Origin of the sequence: Pseudomonas cavernicola, assembly GCF_003596405.1 — a bacterium.
Taxonomy (GTDB): domain Bacteria; phylum Pseudomonadota; class Gammaproteobacteria; order Pseudomonadales; family Pseudomonadaceae; genus Aquipseudomonas; species Aquipseudomonas cavernicola.
The window spans coordinates 217516-237983 of the sequence record NZ_QYUR01000003.1; the positions used below are offsets into that span (position 1 = coordinate 217516).

Annotated in this window: 16 protein-coding genes; 8 read left to right on the forward strand and 8 right to left on the reverse strand. The window is 63.6% G+C overall.

What is annotated here, in order from left to right:
- Positions 1 to 46: 46 nt before the first annotated feature.
- The 3 genes from D3879_RS15365 to D3879_RS15375 are packed head-to-tail and all read left to right on the forward strand — an operon-like array spanning position 47 to position 3426.
- Positions 47 to 1243, forward strand: coding sequence for an amidohydrolase family protein (locus D3879_RS15365; RefSeq protein ID WP_119955176.1), 1197 nt, complete (start codon positions 47 to 49; stop codon positions 1241 to 1243).
- A complete protein-coding gene (locus D3879_RS15370) occupies positions 1240 to 2739 on the forward strand; it encodes an amidohydrolase family protein (RefSeq protein ID WP_119955177.1) in 1500 nt (499 codons plus the stop codon). The genes D3879_RS15365 and D3879_RS15370 overlap by 4 nt, the downstream gene beginning before the upstream one ends.
- Positions 2740 to 2763: 24 nt before the next feature.
- A complete protein-coding gene (locus tag D3879_RS15375; RefSeq protein ID WP_119955178.1) occupies positions 2764 to 3426 on the forward strand; it encodes a flavin reductase family protein in 663 nt (220 codons plus the stop codon).
- A 43-nt stretch (positions 3427 to 3469) separates the two neighbouring features.
- Here the strand turns inward: D3879_RS15375 and D3879_RS15380 are convergent, their stop codons facing one another.
- The 8 genes from D3879_RS15380 to D3879_RS15415 form a co-directional block, all read right to left on the reverse strand.
- On the reverse strand, positions 3470 to 5458 hold the full coding sequence (locus D3879_RS15380; protein WP_119955179.1) for a thioredoxin domain-containing protein: 1989 nt from the start codon (positions 5456 to 5458) through the stop codon (positions 3470 to 3472).
- Between the two features lie 24 nt (positions 5459 to 5482).
- Entirely contained in the window at positions 5483 to 6316 is an 834-nt protein-coding gene (gene sufT / locus D3879_RS15385; RefSeq protein WP_119955180.1) for a putative Fe-S cluster assembly protein SufT, read from the reverse strand.
- 3 nt (positions 6317 to 6319) lie between these two features.
- The gene (sufU, locus tag D3879_RS15390; protein ID WP_119955181.1) at positions 6320 to 6778 is read right to left on the reverse strand and encodes a Fe-S cluster assembly sulfur transfer protein SufU; all 459 of its coding nucleotides are present in this window, start codon (positions 6776 to 6778) and stop codon (positions 6320 to 6322) included.
- Complete coding sequence (locus D3879_RS15395; RefSeq protein ID WP_119955182.1) at positions 6775 to 8049, reverse strand: cysteine desulfurase; 1275 nt, start codon at positions 8047 to 8049, stop codon at positions 6775 to 6777. Before D3879_RS15395 ends, sufU begins: the two co-directional genes overlap by 4 nt.
- On the reverse strand, positions 8046 to 9365 hold the full coding sequence (gene sufD / locus D3879_RS15400; protein ID WP_119955183.1) for a Fe-S cluster assembly protein SufD: 1320 nt from the start codon (positions 9363 to 9365) through the stop codon (positions 8046 to 8048). Before sufD ends, D3879_RS15395 begins: the two co-directional genes overlap by 4 nt.
- On the reverse strand, positions 9362 to 10126 hold the full coding sequence (gene sufC, locus D3879_RS15405) for a Fe-S cluster assembly ATPase SufC (protein ID WP_119955184.1): 765 nt from the start codon (positions 10124 to 10126) through the stop codon (positions 9362 to 9364). The genes sufD and sufC overlap by 4 nt, the downstream gene beginning before the upstream one ends.
- Positions 10127 to 10234: 108 nt before the next feature.
- Positions 10235 to 11683: a Fe-S cluster assembly protein SufB gene (sufB, locus tag D3879_RS15410; RefSeq protein ID WP_119955185.1), complete on the reverse strand. Its 1449-nt coding sequence runs from the start codon at positions 11681 to 11683 to the stop codon at positions 10235 to 10237.
- Positions 11684 to 12056: 373 nt separating this feature from the next.
- Positions 12057 to 12371 carry a Rieske (2Fe-2S) protein gene (locus D3879_RS15415; RefSeq protein ID WP_119955186.1) on the reverse strand — a complete coding sequence of 105 codons (315 nt, stop codon included), beginning with the start codon at positions 12369 to 12371 and terminating at the stop codon, positions 12057 to 12059.
- Between the two features lie 122 nt (positions 12372 to 12493).
- On the opposite strand from D3879_RS15415, the gene D3879_RS15420 reads away from it, so the two are divergent.
- From D3879_RS15420 to D3879_RS15440, 5 genes are all read left to right on the forward strand, one after another.
- Complete coding sequence (locus D3879_RS15420) at positions 12494 to 13180, forward strand: helix-turn-helix transcriptional regulator (protein WP_119955187.1); 687 nt, start codon at positions 12494 to 12496, stop codon at positions 13178 to 13180.
- Positions 13181 to 13659: 479 nt separating this feature from the next.
- Positions 13660 to 15033, forward strand: coding sequence for a glutamine synthetase family protein (locus D3879_RS15425; protein ID WP_119955188.1), 1374 nt, complete (start codon positions 13660 to 13662; stop codon positions 15031 to 15033).
- 7 nt (positions 15034 to 15040) lie between these two features.
- Positions 15041 to 16432: an aldehyde dehydrogenase family protein gene (locus D3879_RS15430; RefSeq protein ID WP_119955189.1), complete on the forward strand. Its 1392-nt coding sequence runs from the start codon at positions 15041 to 15043 to the stop codon at positions 16430 to 16432.
- Positions 16433 to 16577: 145 nt separating this feature from the next.
- On the forward strand, positions 16578 to 17738 hold the full coding sequence (locus D3879_RS15435; protein WP_119955190.1) for an iron-containing alcohol dehydrogenase: 1161 nt from the start codon (positions 16578 to 16580) through the stop codon (positions 17736 to 17738).
- Between the two features lie 162 nt (positions 17739 to 17900).
- The gene (locus D3879_RS15440; RefSeq protein ID WP_119955191.1) at positions 17901 to 19466 is read left to right on the forward strand and encodes an amino acid permease; all 1566 of its coding nucleotides are present in this window, start codon (positions 17901 to 17903) and stop codon (positions 19464 to 19466) included.
- Positions 19467 to 20468: the final 1002 nt, after the last annotated feature.

The following is a 20468-nucleotide window of genomic DNA, read 5'->3' on the forward strand; positions in this document are numbered from 1 at the left end:
GCTGAAGCCCACCCTACGGGTACATCGCGTTCTCAACGAGGTTTGTATGGCTGACTCCTACTGGCTGCGTAATGTCCGCCCCTTTGGCGGTGCGGCCGAAGACTTTCTCATCGGCGACGGCCTGATCGCCGAGCGCCGCCCGGCTTCTCATGCGCCACTGGCCGCCGGCGATATCGACGGCGCCGGGCAGTTGCTGACCCCGGCCCTGGTGGAAAGCCATATCCACCTGGACAAGACTCTCTGGGGTCAGCCCTGGCGACCCAACAGCGCCGGGCCGACGCTGAAGGACTACATCGCGAACGAGCGCCGCGTGCTGCGCGAAATCGACGCGCCCATTGCCGAACGCGCCGGTGCCCTGCTGGAGAACTGCATCGCCCGCGGCTCGCTGACCATGCGCTGCCACGTGGATATCGACCCCGAGTTCGGCCTGCGCCATGTCGAGGCCATGCTGGCCTTGCGCGAGCGCTATCGCGACCTGATCGACCTGGAGCTGGTGGTCTTCCCGCAGACCGGACTGGTCAGCCGCCCCGGCACCGCCGAGCTGATGCGCGAGGCCATGGGCCTGGGCGTGGAGAACGTCGGCGGCCTCGATCCTTGCGGCATCGACAACGATCCCATCGCCCAGCTCGAGATCGTCTTCCAGCTGGCCAGCGAGTTCGACCGCGGCATCGATATCCACCTGCATGACAAGGGCGAGCTGGGCCTCTGGCAGATCGCCCGCATCGCCGACTACACCGAACGCCACCAGCGCCAGGGCCGGGTGATGATCAGCCACGCCTACTGCCTGGGCATGGCGCCCTGGGCGCAGGTGCGGCCGCTGGCCGAACGCCTCGCCGTCCTGGGCATCTCCCTGATGAGCTCGGCGCCGGCCGACTGCGCCGTGCCGCCTTTCCTCGATCTGCGCGCTACCGGCGTCAATCTTTGCCTCGGCTCCGACGGCATCCGCGATGCCTGGTCGCCCATGGGCAACGGCGACATGCTCGAGCGCGCCATGCTGCTGGCCTTCCGCTTCGACCTGTGCAAGGACGAGGAACTGGCCGCCGCCTTCGACGCCGCCTCCTTGAGTGGCGCCAAAGCCCTGGGGCGCATGAACTACGGCCTGGAGATCGGCCAGCACGCCGACTTCCTCCTGCTACCGGTGCAAACCCTCGGCGAAGCCGTGGTCGCGCGGCCGCCGCGCCAGGTCTATCGCGCCGGCCGGCTGATCGCCGAACACGGCCGCTTGCTGGAAAGCCGTCTGTGAACCGGCCCCTGCGCATCGGCCTCAAAGCCAGTTGCGTGGTCGGCTTCGATGGCCGCCAGCATGTGCTCTGGCGCGACGGCGAAGTGGTGTTCGAAGGGGCGCGCATCCTCTTCGTCGGCCGCGGCTTTCCTGGCGAGGTCGACCAATGGATCGATCATGGCAACGCCCTGATCGGCCCCGGCTTCATTGACCTCGACGCACTCGGCGACCTCGACTCCACGGTGCTCACCCTGGACAACGGCGACGAGCGCCGCATGGGGCGCATGTGGTCCGAGGAGTACCTCGCCACCGGCCCGCGCGAGAGCTACTCCTTCGACGAAGAAGTGTTCAAGTACCGCTACGCCTTCACCCAGCTGATTCGCAACGGCATCACCACCGCCATGCCGATCACCTCCATGTACTACCGCGAGTGGGCCGAAACCTACGATGAGTTCGCCGCCGTGGCCGGCGTAGCCGCTGAACTGGGGCTGCGCGCCTACCTCGGCCCCTGCTACATGAGTGGCATGAGCTACCTTTGCGCCGACGGCAGCCTGGCCCAGCACTGGGACGAAGCCCGTGGCCTGACCGGACTGGACGCCGCCGAACGCTTCTTCCGCAACTTCGACGGCGCCCACGATGGACTGATTCGTGGCGCCCTGCTGCCTGACCGTATCCAGACCTGCACCCCGGCCCTGCTGCAACACACCGCTGCACTCAGCCGCGAACTGGATGCACCAGTGCGCCTGCACTGCTGCCAGTCCCCCGGCGAATACGCGCTGGTGCAGCAGCTACGCGGTCACTCGCCGCTGGGCTGGCTGCAGCAACTCGACCTGCTCGGTCCGCGCAGCCTGCTGCCCCACGGCATCTACACCAGCGGCGACGACGACCTGCGACGCCTGGTGGACGGCGGCGCGAGCCTGGTGCACTGCCCGGTGGTATTCGCCCGCGATGGCGAAGCGTTGAATTCCTTCGGCCGCTACCGCGCGCTGGGCATCAACCTGGGGCTGGGCACCGACACCTGGCCGGCGGATCTGCTGGACAACATGCGCCAGGGCCTGAACATCGCCCGACTGATGGAAGGCAACGCCGAACAGACCAGCGCACTGGATATGTACAACGCCGCCACCCTCGGCGGCGCCCAGGCCCTCGGCCGCGACGACCTCGGCCGTCTGGCGCCTGGAGCCAAGGCCGATATCACGGTGTTCGATCTCGGCGGCTTGCACCTCGGGCCGCTGTTCGACCCGCTGAAAAACCTGCTCCTCGCCGGTCGCGGCGACGACTGCATCGCCAGCTATATCGACGGCCGCTGCGTGATGCAGCACGGCCAGGTGCAAGGTGTGGACTACCGCGCCCTGCAGCAACAGGCCCAGCAGCAATTCCACACGCTGATGCGCAGCCATAGCGACCGCGCCTTTGGCCAGCCGGACTGGCGCGGCCTGTTCAAGCCGGCAATCCCTTTCGCCGACGCTTATAGCGCTGCCGCGCCACTGTGCGCGGCGAGCACCCCACAAGACTGACAACACCCCTTAGAGAACACCGCTATGCAGAGCTTCGACTTCAGCCAACTGAGCGCACGCGAGAAATACAAGATTCTGATCGGTAGCGTGGTGCCACGCCCTATCGCCCTGGTCACCACAGTGGATGCCGAAGGCCGGGTGAATGCCGCCCCCTTCAGCTTCTTCAACGCGCTCTCGGCCGACCCGCCAATCCTCGCCCTCGGTGTGGAGAACTACAGCGACCAGAGCCCCAAGGACACCACGCGCAATATCCAGCTAAACCAGGAATTCACCGTGAACATAGTCTCCGATGCTCTGGTGGAAGCCATGAATGTCTGCGCCGTGCCCTTCGCTCCGGGCTTCGACGAACTGACCGCCGCTGGGCTGACCGCTATACCCGGTACCCGCGTCGGCTGCCCGCGCATCGGCGAGGCGCCAGTGGCGCTGGAATGCCGGCGGATGATGGCGCTATCGATAGGCCAGTCGCGCGAGATCATCCTCGGCGAAGTGCTGATGGTTCATGTCCGCGACGAGCTGATTGACCCCAAGACCCTCTACATCGATCAGATCGGCCTGGATGCCATTGGCCGCATGGGTGGCCACGGCTACGCCCGCACCCGCGACTATTTCGACCTGCCGACCCGCTCGCTACAGGCCTGGAACGAAGAACCGGGCGCTGGTGAGCGCCTCTGGCCTACAGCCAGATAGATCCTGAGCACCTGAGCACCAGGGGCGATTCAGTTCTCTCCCTTCACTCCAGGCAGCGCTCTAGGAGCCCCACGGCGCTGGTCACTGGGGCTTCGCAGGTGCGGTTTCGGCACACATAGGCGGTGGCTTGCCCCGCGAGCGTATGCCGGCCCATGCCGATGGGCACATCCTCGGCAAAGGCCAGCACGCGTGCCGGCAGGTAGCGGCGCTGCAGGCTCGCCACCAAGGTGCTGGCGGCGGAGCGTTCGCCAGCGATGACGATGCCGATCGGGCCACGCTGTACGAAGTCCTGCGCCGCCAGGAGATGGGCGAAGCCGAAGGGATTTTGGGCGGCTGCGGCGCGGTACATCGCGAACACCTGCTCGGCACGCTCGCGGTAAAGCTCGCGGCCGGTTAGCTCGAAGAGCCGTAAGAAAGCGAACACGCTGGTCGAGGTGCCCGAGGGCCAGGCATTGTCGTGCGGCGAGCGTGGCCTGTGCACCAGCGGCTCGCCATCGCTGGGCGTGAAGTAGAGCCCGCCGTCCCAGAACTTCTCGAGGATCAGCTCGACCAGCTGCGTGGCGCGTTCGAGATAACGCTGATCGAAGCCGCACTCGTAGAGATCGAGCAACGCGTTGGCGAGGAAGGCGTAGTCCTCGAGGAAGCCTGGAACCTTGGCCGTGCCCTCGCGCCAAGCCCGATACAGGCCACCCTCGGGGGTCGAGAGGCGCTCCAGAATGAAATCGGCGGCGCGCCTCGCGGCGTCCAGGTGGCTCGCGGTTCCCGTCGCCTGGTAGGCGGCGCAGAGGCCCTGGATCATCAGCGCGTTCCAACTGGTGAGGATGTTCTCGTCGCGCCCCGGACGAGTGCGCTGGGCTCGCGCCGCCAACAGCTTGTCGCGCAAGCCCGCCAGTTGCGCTTCCTCCGCCGCATCCAGTGCGGTTGGGCGGTACAGCACCGTGGTGCCATGCTCGAAGTTGCCGGTGGCGCTCACGCCGTAGGCCCGACAGGCCAGCGCGGCGTCCGCGTCGCCGAGGACGGCCTCCACCTGCGCGGGTGTCCACACATAGAATTTGCCTTCTTCACCCTCACTGTCGGCGTCCTCGCTGGCGTAGAAGCCGCCCTCGGGGTGCGTCATGTCACGCAGGGTGTAGTCGATCGTCTCCTCGAATACGCGCCGCCAGGCAAGCTTGCCGGTCGCGCGATAGGCGTCGGCATAGAGCTTCACGAGCTGGCCGTTGTCGTAGAGCATCTTTTCGAAATGGGGCACGGCCCAGCGCTCATCCACGCAGTAGCGGGCGAAGCCGCCGCCCAGGTGATCGTAGAGCCCACCGGCCGCCATGCGATCGAGGGTCAGCTCCAGGGAGCGCAGCAAGTCCGGCTCGTGTAGGCGCTGATAGAGGCGCAGGACGAGATCATGGCAGGCCGGGTTGGGGAACTTCGGGGCTTTGCCCAGTCCACCGTGCACGCGGTCGGTGTTCTTGGCAAACAGCCGAGCGGCGGCGGCCGGCTGATCTTGCTCCGGCGGCGTCTCGCCCTCCAGCATTAGCGTCTCCATGACGCGGTAACCCTGAAGGAACTGCTCGACGTTCTGCCGCAGCGCCGCGCGGTTGTTCTGCCAGGCCTCGCTCAGACCGCGCAGGAGCTGGGTGAATCCAGGCCTGCCATAGCCCTCCTGCGGCGGGAAGTAGGTGCCGCCGAAGAACGGCTCGCGCTGTGGGGTGAGGAACACCGTCAGCGGCCAGCCGCCGCCCTGCCCCAGCATCTGCACGACCTTTTGATAGATGTCGTCGAGATCGGGCCGCTCCTGGCGGTCGACTTTGATGTTGATGAAGCGCTCGTTCATCAGGCGCGCGACCTCCGGGTTCTCGAACGACTCGTGAGCCATCACGTGACACCAGTGGCAGGCGGCATAACCCAGCGACAGGTGGATGGGCTTGTCCTCGTCGCGCGCGCGGCGGAACGCCTCCTCACCCCATGGGTACCAATCGACGGGGTTCTGTGCGTGTTGCCGTAGATAGGGCGAGGTTTCTTTGGCAAGTCGATTGCTCATCGCTGGCTCCTCACAATTGGTTCTTCACAACAGACCAAGCTGCAGGCGGGCTGCTTCGGACATGCGGCTTTGATCCCAGGGTGGCTCCCAGACGATCTCGACCTCGACCTCGGTGACGCCGGGGATCGTCTGGACCTTGGCCCGCGCCTCCTCCTTGAGCACGTCGCCCATCCCGCAACCGGGCGCGGTCATGGACATCTTGATCTCGACTCGCTGGCCGCCGCCTTCGAGCGGCTGAGTTTGGCATTGGTAGATCAGCCCGAGGTCGACCACGTTGACCGGAATCTCCGGGTCATAAACGGTTCGGAGCATGTCGAGCACCTGGCCTAGATTAAAGGCTGCGGCCGCCTCTGGTTGACTGCCCGCCTGGGGTACTGCCAGACCCAGGGCGTCGGCATCGCTGGCGGCAATCCGCGCGAGCTGGCCCCTGGCGGTCTTGACCGTAAAGCTGCCGCCGAGCGCCTGGGTCACGACGACGCGCTCACCCCACGCCAGTTGCACATTCTCCCCACGCGGAATCAGGGTGGCCGCGCAGTCTCGCGTGAGTTCGATCAGATGGGCGCGGCCTGGCTGGTTCGGGTTGTCATACTTGAAGCCGGCGCCGCGCAGTTCGTGCACGAAGTCGATGAACAGGCCATCGGCTCGCCGCGCGCTGGCGGGATCGAGCAACAGGGTGATGCCGGCCGTTTCGACGACGACATCCTCCTTGGCGCCAGGCTCGAAGAGGAACTCATGCTCGAAGCGCTGATTGATCTTGAGCCGCAGCCAGACCCCACCACCTTCGGCCAGGGCGTCGCACAAGGTTCGCTGCGCCGCGTCGCTGAGGCGAATGCTGGGGATAGGCTGATCAAGTGCCATGGCTTACTCCGTCGAGACTTGTGAACCGCCCCCTTCGAGGGCGCTGCGCAGTGTGTGCCAGGCCAGGGTGGCGCACTTGACCCGCACCGGAAACTCCCAGACCCCCGAAAGCACCGCGAGCTTGCCGAGCTCTGCGGCTGTCACCTTGGCGTTCGGCCCCTCGGTCAGCAGCGAATGCACGCGGGCAAAGAGCGCCAGCGCCTCCTCTTGCTTTTTTCCCTTGACCGCCAGGGTCATCAACGAAGCCGAAGCCTGGGAAATGGCGCAGCCGACCCCCTGGAAGGCAATGTCTTCGATCACGCCGTCCGCGAGATTGATATAGATCCTGAGCTGATCGCCGCACAGCGGATTGAAACCCTCCGCCGTGCGGGTAGCGCCCTCGATCGGGCGGAAATTGCGCGGCCGCTTGCCGTGGTCGATAACCACGTCCTGGTAAAGGTCGCGCAGCTCATCGCTGCTCATCGGAACACCTCCTGGACCTTGGCCAGACCGGCCACCAGCGCATCGATGTCTTGTTCCGTGCTGTAGCAGCCGAGCGAGGCGCGGGCCGTGGCGGCCAGGCCGAATCGCTGCATCAGGGGCTGGGCGCAGTGGTGCCCGGTGCGGATCGCGACCCCCTCACGGTCGAGGATGGTGCCTATATCGTGTGGATGAATCCCATCGAGGACGAACGAGATGACGCTGACTTTGTCCTTCGCGGTGCCGATCAGCCTAAGCCCGGGCACCGCCGCGAGCGCCTTCAGCGCGTAGGCCAGCACAGTCTGTTCGTGGGCGGCGATGGCCTCTGGCCCCAACTCGTCGAGGAAGTCGATCGCCGCGCCGAGCCCAATCGCTCCGGCCATGTTCGGCGTACCCGCTTCGAACCTATACGGCGGCTTGTTGTAGACGGTCTTCTCGAAGCTGACCGAGAGGATCATGTCGCCACCGCCCTGGTAGGGCGGCATCTCTTCGAGCAGCTCGCGGCGGCCATAGAGCACGCCGATGCCGGTGGGGCCGTACATCTTGTGGCCCGACAGGGCATAGAAGTCGCAACCCAGCGCGCGTACGTCGACCTTCAGGTGCGGGGCTGCCTGGGCGCCATCGACCAGCACGCGCGCACCTCGGCCGTGGGCGAGTTCGACGATGCGCTGGATCGGATTGATGGTGCCGAGCACATTCGAGACGTGGGTGACGGCCACCAGCCGGGTCTTAGGCCCGATCAGCCGTTCCAGTTCATCGAGGCGGAGTTCGCCAGTGTCGTCGATGGGGACTACCCGCAGCTGGGCCCCGGTTTGTTCACAGAGCATCTGCCAGGGCACGATGTTCGAGTGGTGCTCCATGGCGCTAATGAGCACCTCGTCGCCCGCGCGGACATGAACCTTGCCATAGGTTTGCGCCACCAGATTGACCGCCTCGGTCGTACCGCGGACGAAGACGATCTCCTCGGCGTGCTCGGCATTGAGGAAGCCCTGGACCTTGGCCCGAGCCTTCTCGTACTCCTCGGTGGCGCGCACGGAGAGGTAATGCACGCCACGGTGCACGTTGGCGTTCTCTTTCAAGAAGAAGCGCGACATCGCCTCGATGACCGCCTGCGGTTTCTGGCTCGTCGCGGCGCTGTCGAGGTAAATCAGCGGCTTGCCATAGATCGTCTCCGCGAGGATCGGGAACGCCTGGCGCACGCGCTCGACGTCGTAGCCTGCCGCAAGGTCGAGCTGTTTCGGTAGTGCCTGAAGGCTGCTTTCGAGGTCACTCATGCCACCACCTCCACGCCTCGTAACTGCGCGGCGACCAGTCGCTCCACATGGGCCCGCAGCGGCGCCAGGCGAATGAGCTCCAGCATCTCGCTGACGAACGCGTAGGTCAGCAGAGACCGCGCCGCCGCCAGGGGAATCCCTCGCGAGCGCAGGTAGAAAATAGCCTGCTCATCGATTTGGCCGACGGCGGCGCCGTGGGCGCACTTGACGTCATCGGCGAAGATCTCCAGCCGTGGCTGGGTGTTGGCCTGGGCCAACTCCGACAACAAGAGATTCTTGTTGGTCTGGCTGGCATCCGTCTTCATCGCGCCAGGGCGCACTATGATCCGCCCGTCGAAGACCCCGTGCCCGCGATCATCGATCACGCCCTTGTAGAGTTCGCGGCTGGTGCAGCGCGGCGCCGCGTGCTCGATGGTCGTCTGGTTGTCGAGGTGCTGCTCGCCCCGAGGCAGATACAGGCCGTTCAGGGCGACCTCCGCGCCGGAGCCCTCGAGCACGACCCGTACCTCCTGCCGCGCGAGCGCCGCGCCGAGTGCCGACGAGTGCGCGGCACAGTGACTGCCCTGGGCCTGGCGCACGCTGAGCAGCGCGACATGGAACGCCGCCGTGCTCTCGTTCTGCACCTTGTAATGCTCGAGTACCGCGCCCGCGTCGAGCACGACCTCGGTGACGGCATTGCTGAGGTAGACCTCACCTTCGCTGCCGACGTGGCTTTCTACTATTGTCACGCGGCTCCCGGCCCCCACCAGCACCAAGGCGCGCGAATGCGACACCAGCGGCGTGGCGCCTGCGGTCGAGAGGAATACCAGGTGGATTGGTTCGGCAACCGTCGTGTGCGCTGGGACCTGCACGAACGCCCCGTCCTCGGCGAGGGCCGCATTGAGCGCCGCGAAGGCCTGCGGCTGCGCCCGGAACGAATGCGCGAGCACGGGTTCGAAGGCCCCGCTGCCCGCGCGGAGCAGCGCAGACAGGTTGCTCACCCGAGTACCTTGAGGCAGCCCCTTGAGCGCCGATAGCTCAGCGGCGAAATAGCCATTGACGAAGACCAGCCGCGGGCCACCGTAGTCGCCGGCGAGCTGCTCGACGTACGCGGCCGACAGCCATTGGCTCGCGCCCGGCTCGGCCGGTTGGAAAGGGATCTCCAAGATGGGCGCGACTCGCGTGTACTTCCACGCCTCGTCCTTTGCCGTGGGAAAGCCGTGCTCGGCCACCCACTGGAACGCCGCGCGGCGCAACTCATGCAGCCAGGTGGGATACCGGCCGTTGGTTTTGGGCTCAAGTCGCGCGAGAAACTCCACGCTCGCCGCGGTGTTCATAGCGTGGCTCCGGGTGCTGCCGGGTCTTGCTCGAAGCTGGCATAGCCGTGCTTCTCGAGTTCGACGGCCAGCGCCTTGTCGCCGGACTGCACGATCCGGCCGTTGGCCATGACGTGGACGCAGTCGGGGACTATGTAGTCGAGCAATCGCTGGTAGTGCGTAATGACCAGCAGCGCACGGTCCTTGCGCCGCAGCGCGTTGACGCCGGCCGCGACGATCCGCAGCGCGTCGATGTCGAGGCCCGAGTCGGTCTCGTCGAGGATGGCGAGCTTGGGCTCCAGAATCGCCATCTGGAAGATCTCGTTGCGCTTCTTCTCGCCGCCGGAGAAACCTTCATTGACGGCGCGGTTCATGAAACTCTGGTCCATCTCGACCAACGCCATGCGCTCCTTAGCCAGCGCGAGGAAGTCCAGCGCATCGAGCTCCTCCAGTCCGCGCTGCTTGCGCACCGCATTAAGTGCCGTGCGCAAGAAGTAAAGGTTGCCGACGCCGGGGATCTCCACGGGGTACTGGAACGCGAGGAAGACGCCGGCGACCGCACGCTCTTCCGCCGGCATGCTGAGCAGATCCTGGCCCTCGTAGAGCACCTCGCCGCTGACCTCATAGATCTCGTGGCCCGCCAGCACCTGGGCCAGCGTGCTTTTGCCCGAGCCGTTCGGCCCCATGATCGCGTGCACCTCGCCGGCGTTTACCCGCAGTGTGATGCCCCGCAGGATTTCGCGGCCCTCGACGCTGGCGTGCAGATTCTTGATCTCGAGCATGCTCCCACCTCCGGCCTCAGAGCTTGTGAAAAAATCGAGCGCCGTAGCGAGGCCGTCACCAGGCGTCTGGAGGCGGCCGCAGTAGGCAGGAGTTTTTTTCACAGGCTCTCATCCCACGCATCCCTCCAGGCTCACGCCCAGCAGTTTCTGGGCTTCCACCGCGAACTCCATCGGCAGCTCCTTGAACACCTCGCGGCAGAAACCGTTGACGATCATCGGCACCGCATCCTCCTCGCGGATGCCACGCTGCCGGCAGTAGAAGAGCTGCTCTTCGCTGATCTTCGAGGTGGAGGCTTCGTGCTCGACCTGGGCGCTCGGGCTCTTCACCTCGACATAGGGGAAGGTGTGCGCGCCACACTGGCTGCCCAGCAGCAGTGAGTCGCACTGCGTGTGGTTGCGCGCGCCGGTCGCCGCCTTGAGAACCTTGACCAGGCCGCGATAGGTGTTCTGCCCATGGCCGGCGGAGATCCCCTTCGAGAGGATGGTGCTGCGCGTGTGCCGGCCGATGTGGATCATCTTGGTGCCCGTGTCCGCCTGCTGGTGGTTGGTCGTCAGGGCGACCGAGTAGAACTCGCCGACCGAGTAGTCGCCTTGGAGAATCACCCCCGGATACTTCCAGGTGATGGCGGAGCCGGTCTCGACCTGGGTCCAGGAGATCTTCGAGTGCGCACCGGCACACTTGCCGCGCTTGGTGACGAAGTTGTAGATGCCGCCGCGCCCTTCGGCATCGCCCGGATACCAGTTCTGCACGGTGGCGTACTTGATCTGCGCGTTATCCAGTGCGACCAACTCGACCACCGCCGCGTGGAGCTGGTTCTTGTCGCGCATCGGCGCGGTGCAGCCCTCGAGGTAGCTCACGTAGGCGCCATCCTCGGCGACGATCAGCGTGCGCTCGAACTGACCGGTATCCGCGGCGTTGATGCGGAAGTAGGTCGATAGCTCCATCGGGCAGCGCACGCCCTTGGGCACGTAGCAGAAGGAGCCGTCGGAAAAGACCGCCGAGTTCAGCGTGGCGAAGAAGTTGTCGCTGTAGGGGACGACTGAACCAAGGTATTTGCGCACCAACTCGGGATGGTTCTGCACGGCTTCGGAGAAAGAGCAGAAGATCACGCCGACCTCGGCGAGCTTGTGTTTGAAGGTGGTCGCCACCGAGACGGAGTCGACCACGGCGTCCACCGCGACACCGGTCAGGCGCTCCTGCTCGGCGAGCGAAATGCCGAGCTTGCCGAACATCTCGCGCATCTCGGGGTCGACCTCGTCGAGGCTCTTAGGCCCCGGCGTTTTCGGCTTCGGCGCCGAGTAATAGATGATGTCCTGGTAGTCGATGGGCTCGTAGTGAACGTTCTGCCAAGTCGGCTCCTGCATCGTGAGCCAGTGGCGGTAAGACTTCAGGCGCCAGTCGAGCAGCCATTGCGGCTCGTTCTTCTTCGCCGAGATCAGGCGGATGACGTCTTCGTTGAGCCCACGCGGGGCGGCATCGCTCTCGAAGTCGGAGACGAAGCCGTACTTGTACGCTCGGCTGCTGAGTTCGCGGATCTTGGCATTGTCAGTGCTCATCGCTTCCTCCTAACGCTTCCATCACCATCACCTAACGCTGCGCATGCGGATCCTGCCCGCGCGAACTCACTCGAGTGCTCGACGAGGTATCGACAACCTCTGGCAGAGTGTTGCGCCGAGCGGTCTTGGCGGTGGCTGACATCGTCCGCCCCTGCTCCTAACCGCTTTCTCGTCGGACGACTCAGTAGGTTTAACTATACTCCATCCGATGATTTAGCAAGTATGTTCTTTGCAAAGTACATATAGTCTTTAAATTCAATAAGTTGGAGTTTGATCTGTTTGAATTAGCTGTTGCAACACATTCTTCGACAAGCGTAAAACTCACAGGCTTGCGGGTGGGCTTCGCCTTTGAGTTCGTCCCACTTGCGGCCCATCAATCCACCGACTGCCGCACCAGGATATCGTCGCCGTCCACCTGAACCTCGAACTGCTCGACTCGATACGCCGGTTCCGTGAGGCACTCGCCGCTGGTCACATCGAACTCGTAGGCGTGCATGGGGCAAGTCACCACGCAGCCGCAGAGGGTTCCCTCGCCCAGCGGTCCGTCCTCATGGGGGCAAGTGTTGTGGATGGCGAAGTACTCGCCGTCCACGTTGAACAGTGCGACGGGCGTTCCGCCCAGGTACACCGTCTTGCCGGTACCCGCTTCGATGTCGCCAACACGTGCGACCTTGACGAACTCACTCATGGCGCCACTCCAGGGTGCGGCCGACGCAACTAGCAGAACGCTAAGCCGCTAAATTCAACAGCTAGACGGTTGCCCCTCGATTGTCAATAATGAACTTTCTAAAGTATGGAAAGGAAACCAGCATGCGCATTCCCAGCAAGAGCTCCGAGGCTCCGGGTTCCGGTCGGGATCGTGTTCTCTTCCTGCTCAAGAGGGATGGGCCTCAAGCCACAGCGCGGGTAGCGGAACAGTTGAGCGTGACGGCTATGGCCGTGCGGCAGCACCTTTCGGTGCTCTATGCAGAGGGGTTGGTCGACTTCACCGACGAGCAGCGCAAGATTGGACGCCCCGCACGCGTCTGGCGGCTGACGCCCAAGGCCTATGCCCGATTCCCGGATCACCACGCAGGGCTGGCGGTCGACATGCTGCAAGTAGTGCAGAGCGCCTATGGCGAAGAAGGCCTGGAGCGCCTGACCGACGGCTGGACGCGCAAGCAGGTGGCCGCCTATCGCACACAGATGCCCCATCAGGACATGCCACTCGACCAGCGCGTGGCCGCCCTTGTGAGGATACGCTGCGAAGAAGGCTTCATGGCCGAGAGCAGATCAGCCCAGGATGGAACGATTGAACTGGTGGAGAACCACTGCGCGATCGCCAAGGCAGCGCACTTCTGCACCAAGCTCTGCGGTGGCGAGCTGAGGCTTTTCCGTGAGGTGCTTGGTGAAGGCGTCACAGTCGAGCGCGTCGAGCACTTCCTCGCTGGCGACCGTCGCTGTACTTACCGCATCCTCGAAACCCCAGGCCTACCCGGGCCAAGCGCCGGCCAATAATCGTCTGTGCTGTGCGCGCCAGAATCGACGGGCGCCGCAATGCTCTGTGCTAATCACATCCACTTCCGATCGGGCTTTCACCTCCCACCAGGTCCGTTTAGCTTTTAGCCCTGCTCCAGATTCGCCAGGTTTCGATCGCCGAGACTTGCGGACAGCGGCAGTAGGCTAAGCTTTTGGCAGCGAGCCCTGGCGTCGGCACAAGAAAGTATCCAGTCACGGATTCCTCCCCTGGATCTCATCCCGCCCGATACATCCGCCGCAAAGCATTTGGCTATGTCCTAGTTATGCGCTGGGCTGTAGCTTTTTGTAGGAGCGAGCATCGCGAGCGAAAGCAGCAACGCAAAGGCTTCGCTCGCGATGCTCGCTCCTACAGGTTCTACGCAGCAACCGCTAACCCAGCCTACAGATCACGCTAGGTATACGAATTAACCAGACGGGCCACTAGTACAGAGCTAAACATTTCGCGCAGGACTGACGTGATGACCGAGCCCCTCCTCAGCTTCGAAGAACTCAAGCGCGCCGCTGCCGCCGGCGAGATCGACACTGTGCTCGCCTGCATGGTCGATATGCAGGGACGGCTGGTCGGCAAGCGGTTCCAGGTCGAGTTTTTCATCGACAGCGGCCATGAAGAAACCCACTGCTGCAATTACCTGCTGGCCGACGACATCGACATGGAGCCGGTGCCGGGTTACGCCGCTGCCAGTTGGAGCAAAGGCTATGGCGACTTTGTGCTGAAACCCGACATGGCCACGTTGCGTCGCGTGCCGTGGCTGGAGTGCACGGCGCTGGTGCTCTGCGACGTGCTCGATCATCACCATAGACGGGACCTGCCGCACAGCCCGCGGGCGATCCTGAAAAAGCAGGTCGAGCGACTGCGCGAGCGCGGCTACAGCGGCATGTTCGCCTCTGAGCTGGAGTTCTATCTGTTCGACGAGAGTTATGAGGCAATCCACGAGCGGAACTACCACAACCCGAAGACGGCCGGCCACTACATCGAGGATTACAACATCCTGCAGACCACCCGCGAGGAGCCGGTGCTGCGGGCAATCCGCAAGCATCTGCAGGCGTGCGGCATTCCAGTGGAAAACTCCAAGGGCGAATGGGGGCCGGGCCAGGAAGAGATCAACGTCCGGTATGCCGACGCCCTGACCATGGCCGACCGCCACGCCATCATCAAACATGCCTGCAAAGAGATCGCGCAGCTGCAAGGCAAGGCGATCACCTTCATGGCCAAGTGGCGCTATGACCTGGCCGGCTCCAGCGGCCATATTCACGCTTCGCTGTGGGATCTGACTGCAAATACGCCCTTGTTCTTCGAGCCGAAGTCTGAATTCGGTATGTCGGCACTGATGCGCTCCTGGGTCGCCGGCCTGCTCAAATACGCCAACGACATCACCTATTTTCTCGCGCCCTACATCAACTCGTACAAGCGCTTCCAGGCCGGTACCTTTGCGCCGACCCGGGCGGTGTGGAGTCGGGACAATCGCACTGCGGGCTTTCGTTTGTGTGCGGAGGGCAGCAAAGCCATCCGCATGGAGTGTCGCATCGGCGGCGCCGACCTTAATCCCTACCTGGCCTTCGCGGCGTTGATCGCCGCTGGCCTGGCCGGCATCGACGAGAAGCTCAGCCTCGCTGTGCCTTACGAGGGCGATGCCTACCTTGACGAGCAGTTGCCGGAAGTGTCGAAGACATTGCGCGATGCCACCGCCGCGCTCAAGGCCTCGGCCATGTTGCGGCAGGCGTTCGGCGACGAAGTGATCGACCACTATGTGCACACCGCCAGCTGGGAACAGAGGGAATACGACCGGCGGATAACCGACTGGGAACTGCGCCGCGGCTTTGAGCGCTATTGAGAAACCTATGACGGCGATGATTCAACTCATCTCACCGGTCGATGGCCGGGTCTATGCCGAACGCCGCTGTGCCGATGCGACGCAGATCGAACTCGCGCTAGCTGCTGCCTCAGCCGCCCAGGCGCAGTGGAAGCGCCGGCCACTGAACGAGCGCGCCGCTTTTTGCAGTGCAGCCGTGGACGCGATGCTGGCGATGAGCGATGACATCGTGGCGGAATTGGCCTGGCAGATGGGCCGCCCGGTGCGTTTTGGCGCCGGCGAGCTACGCGGTTTCGAAGAGCGTGCCCGCCACATGATCGCCATTGCACCTGAAGCTCTGGCTGCGGTCGAGCCCTCCCCCATCGCGGGTTTCCGTCGCCATATCAAACGCGAGCCGCTGGGTACGGTACTGGTCGTCGCGCCCTGGAATTACCCCTACCTGACTGCCGTGAATTCAATCATCCCGGCGCTGATGGCTGGCAACAGCGTCATCCTCAAGCACGCCACGCAAACGCTGCTGGTCGGCGAACGTTTTGCCGAGGCGTTCCGCCGAGCCAATCTGCCTGCGGGGCTGTTCCACAACCTGTTGCTCGATCATGGGCAAACCGCCGCCATCATCGCCTCGGGGCGGGTGCAGCAGGTGAACTTCACCGGCTCGGTCGGCGCCGGCAAGGCGATGGAAGCTGCCAGCGAGGGTCGCTTCCTCGGCCTGGGGCTGGAGCTCGGCGGCAAGGACCCAGCCTACGTGCGGGCCGACGCCAACCTCGACCATGCAGTGGAAAATCTGGTGGACGGCAGCTTCTTCAATTCCGGGCAGAGCTGCTGCGCCATCGAACGCATTTATGTCGATAAAAGAATTTATCCGGTCTTTGTCGAGCGCTTCGTCGCCTTGACCCGCCAATACGTGCTCGGCAACCCGCTGGACGAGGCCACCACACTCGGCCCGCTGATCAACCCAGGCGCTGCCGAATTCGTCCGTGGTCAGATCGCCGATGCGCTGGCGCAAGGAGCCAAGGCGCTGATCGATGCAAAAACATTTCCTGCCGATGCGCCGGGCAGCGCCTACCTAGCGCCGCAGGTATTGGTCGATGTCACCCATCAAATGTCGGTGATGCGCGATGAGAGCTTCGGCCCGGTGGTCGGCATCATGCCGGTTGCCAGCGACGACGAAGCCATCGCCCTGATGAACGACAGTGAGTTCGGGCTCAGCGCCTCCATCTGGACGCAGGATCTCGCCGCCGCCGAACGCCTCGGCGACGAGATCGCCACCGGCACCGTTTTCATGAACCGCTGCGACTATCTGGACCCGGCCCTGGCCTGGACCGGGGTGAAGAACAGCGGGCGCGGTGCCACGCTGTCGCGCATTGGCTACGAAACCCTGACCCGGCCGAAATCCTTCCATCTGCGCCACGAGATCTAAGAACATGTTCAAGATCGTCGCGAGCGCAGGTCAGGCAAGGCGAAAACAGGCGAGGACGCGGAGTTTACGCGTTGTAAATGAGCAGTCCGAGCCGGTTTTCAACGCAGCATGACCAAGCGCAGCAGATATTGAAGAGGTTCTGAGCATGAGCCTGACCGCGAACTGGAACTACCCCACGAGCATCCGCTTCGGCGTCGGCCGCATCGCCGAGCTGGCCGATATCTGTCGCAGTCAAGGTATCCAGCGACCGCTACTGGTCACCGACAGTGGCTTGGCGCGGTCGTCGATCACGGCGGCGGCGCTGGACTCATTGCGCGCCGGCGGCCTCGGGGTGGCGCTGTTCGCCGACCTCAAACCCAACCCGATCGAAGCCAACCTGGCTGGTGGGCTCGACGCCTATCGCGCCGGTAAACACGATGGCGTCGTCGCCTTCGGCGGTGGCAGCGGCCTGGATATGGGCAAACTCATCGCTTTCATGAGCGGCCAGACCCGGCCCGTTTGGGACTTCGAAGACATCGGCGACTACTGGACACGCGCCGACGAAGGCGGCATCGCCCCGGTCATCGCGGTGCCGACCACCGCAGGCACTGGTTCCGAGGTGGGCCGTGCGGCAGTGATCATCGACGAGCGTACGCACACCAAACGCATCATCTTCCACCCGAAGATGATGCCGCGTGTGGTCATCAGCGACCCGGCCCTCACCGTCGGCATGCCGGCAAAGATCACCGCCGGCACTGGCATGGATGCTTTTGCGCATTGCCTCGAGTCGTACTGCGCCCCCTCTTTTCATCCCATGGCCGACGGTATCGCGGTGGAAGGCATGCGCCTGGTGGCGAATGCCCTGGTACGGGCAGTACACACCCCCTCCGACCTCGATGCGCGCGCGCAAATGCTGGCGGCTGCCGCGATGGGCGCCACCGCATTCCAGAAAGGTTTGGGCGGGATGCACGCGCTCGCGCATCCGGTGGGAGCCCTGTACGACACCCATCACGGCATGACCAATGCCACCTTCATGCCCTATGTGTTGCAGTTCAATCGCGCGGCAATCGAGGAACGCATCACGCGCCTGGCAGCCTACCTGCGCCTGCCAACCCCGGGGTTCGACAGCTTCCTGGCCTTCGTCCTCAAGCTGCGCAAGGACATCGGCGTGCCACATACGCTACCTGAGCTGGGTGTCGATGACCGGCAGGCCGATCTGATCGCGGACATGGCGATTGTCGACCCCTCCGCCGCCGGCAACCCACTGCCATTGACGCGGGACGGCGCCGCCAAGATTTTCTCCGCGGCTTACCACGGCCGTATTTAGAGCAGTCGTCTGTCCATGGCCGAGGCTTGAGCACGCAGCATGGATGGGTTTTAGCCGTTAGAAACAGGAGCAGTACGACAAGGGGTTGAGTGCGAAGCCAGCCCATTCGGCAACGCACAACGCGGATAGATGTGTATCAAAACCTACTAAGGGGCACACATTATGAGTCCAGTAAGCCAACCCGGCGCGACCACGCCACAAGACGACGACGTCAAGTTGTTGCACAGCATGGGCTATGCCCAGGAACTCTCGCGACGAATGGGCGTTTTCTCCAACTTTGCCATTTCCTTTTCGATCATCTGCATCCTCTCGGGTGGCATCAACTCGCTGGCGCAAGGCACCTCAGGCGCGGGCGGCGCAGCTATCGGCATCGGCTGGCCGCTCGGTTGCATGATTTCCGGCGTTTTCGCCATGGCCATGGCACAGATCTCCTCGAGCTACCCAACCGCGGGCGGCCTCTATCACTGGGGCTCGATTCTCGGTAACCGCTTCACCGGCTGGCTGACGGCCTGGTTCAACCTGCTGGGGCTGGTGACCGTGCTCGGTGCGATCAACGTCGGCACCTACTACTTCTTTTTCGGCGCCTTCGGACCGGCCCTGGGAATGGAAGACACCATCACCACACGGATCATTTTCCTGGCGATCCTGACCGGCATCCAGGCGTTGTGTAACCACTTCGGCATCGGCCTGACCGCGAAGCTCACCGACTTCTCGGGCTATCTGATCTTCGCCACGGCGGTCGCGCTCACCATCGTCTGCCTGGTAGCAGCACCAAGCTATGAATTCGTCCGGCTGGTTACCTTCGGCAATTATTCCGGCGAGGCCGGCGGCAACGTCTGGCCCCAAGTCTCGAACGGCTGGATTTTCATGCTTGGCCTGCTCTTGCCGATCTACACCATCACCGGCTACGACGCCTCCGCGCATACTTCCGAGGAGACCCACCAGGCGGCCGTTTCGGTGCCACGCGGCATGGTGATGTCGGTGGTCTGGTCGTTGCTATTCGGCTGGGTCATGCTCTGCTCCTTCGTACTCATGCTGCCGAGCATGGACGAGGCGGCGAAGCAGGGCTGGAACGTGTTCTTCTGGGGCATGGACACCCAGGTGAACCCGGCCATCAAGATGGCGCTCTACCTGGCGATTTTCATCTCGCAGTGTCTCTGCGGGTTGGCGACCGTGACCTCCATCTCGCGCATGATCTTCGCCTTCTCGCGCGACGGCGGCCTGCCATTCTCGAAGGCACTGGCCACGGTCTCACCTACCCATCGCAGCCCGGTGGCGGCGATCTGGACCGGTGCCACGCTCGCGGTGTTGTTCGTCTGGGGATCGTCCCTGGTAGCTATTGGCGAAACGCCGGTTTACACGATCGTCGTGTCTTGCACGGTGATCTTCCTGTTCTTCTCCTTCATCATTCCCATCGTGCTTGGGCTGTTTACCTACGGAACCTCGAAGTGGCCGACCATGGGGCCGTGGAACATGGGGCGCGGGCTGTTCTCGTTGTTCGCGATCCTCTCGATCATCTCGATGGTGCTGATCTTCGTCATCGGCATCCAGCCGCCGAACGATTGGGCGCTGTACATCACCATCGGTTTTCTGATCCTGACCGCCATTGTCTGGTTCGCCCTTGAAGCGCGCCGTTTCCAGGGCCCACCCATAGGCGAAATAATCGCCAAGCGGCAGGCGGAAATAGCAGCCGTTGAAGAGGCTTTGAATAAGCAAGCTGGAAGCTAACCGCCGGAGCTTTAAGAAAACGGGGTGCTGAGCGCCCCGTTTTTATGGTGCGCCAGGCATGGCGCGTAGCGCCGTGACTGGCGCTGTCTGGCTCACTGTGGTGGTGAGCTGGATGACTTGGAGGTGGAAGTCCTCTACACACCCGGCAAGGGGAAGTGTTAGCTGAAGGCAAGGGTGTCGCGGGCGACTGCGAATCTGAAGGAAGCCGAAGGCAAACTGCTGGCCTGACGAACAGGAAGCGGATTAGGCGGCGTAGCAGGGTGAGGTAGCCATAATTGCCAAAGCCCGATACTTGCACGGAACGCTACGACGTATATCCGACAGGCATAAGCAGGAAGGTCGCGCGAATTACCCTGGGAGATCTGTTCGCCTGCCATGTGCTACCGGCATCGTGAGGTGACGGGATGGGCGAGCAGAAGTCAGCCGAGGCCGTAGTAGTTGCTCGGAACCGGAGCAATGAAGGGCTGAACCTGCCATGAGCGGATAGTCAGGTGTGCTCTCTGAGCGGGTCGCAGGCACAAGCTCCCTTATACGGAGGCCTGGACAATCAGGAGGTAGGGGCCGGAAGTCCCGAGAGCCTGTCCGGGTGCTTAGACTACGCGGGCGACACATCGAACGAAACCAAGCTCGCTGATGCAGTTTGTCAGTAGGCAGGAACCGCCGTATACGGAACCGTACGTACGGTGGTGTGGGAGGACGGCGGGGGTGACCCCGCCTCCTACCCGATACATTGGTGAGCATCAAAAAGCAACTTCGGTTCACCAGGCTCATCAGCGCATCTCCCGCCTAGAGATACCGGTTGACTCACGGAAATTTAACTGGACCAACGGTACAGGCTCGATGGGGCGAACCAGAGCCTTCAAGCCTTTCGGCAGACGAAACGCCCACTCACCACCTTGCCCTTACCCCTCCCTGAACTAGTCTGAATATCCCTTGAACGCAGGTTTCCATTGCTTGAAAAAGCGGGAGGCTAATGTCATGGCAACTATCACAGGCACACCC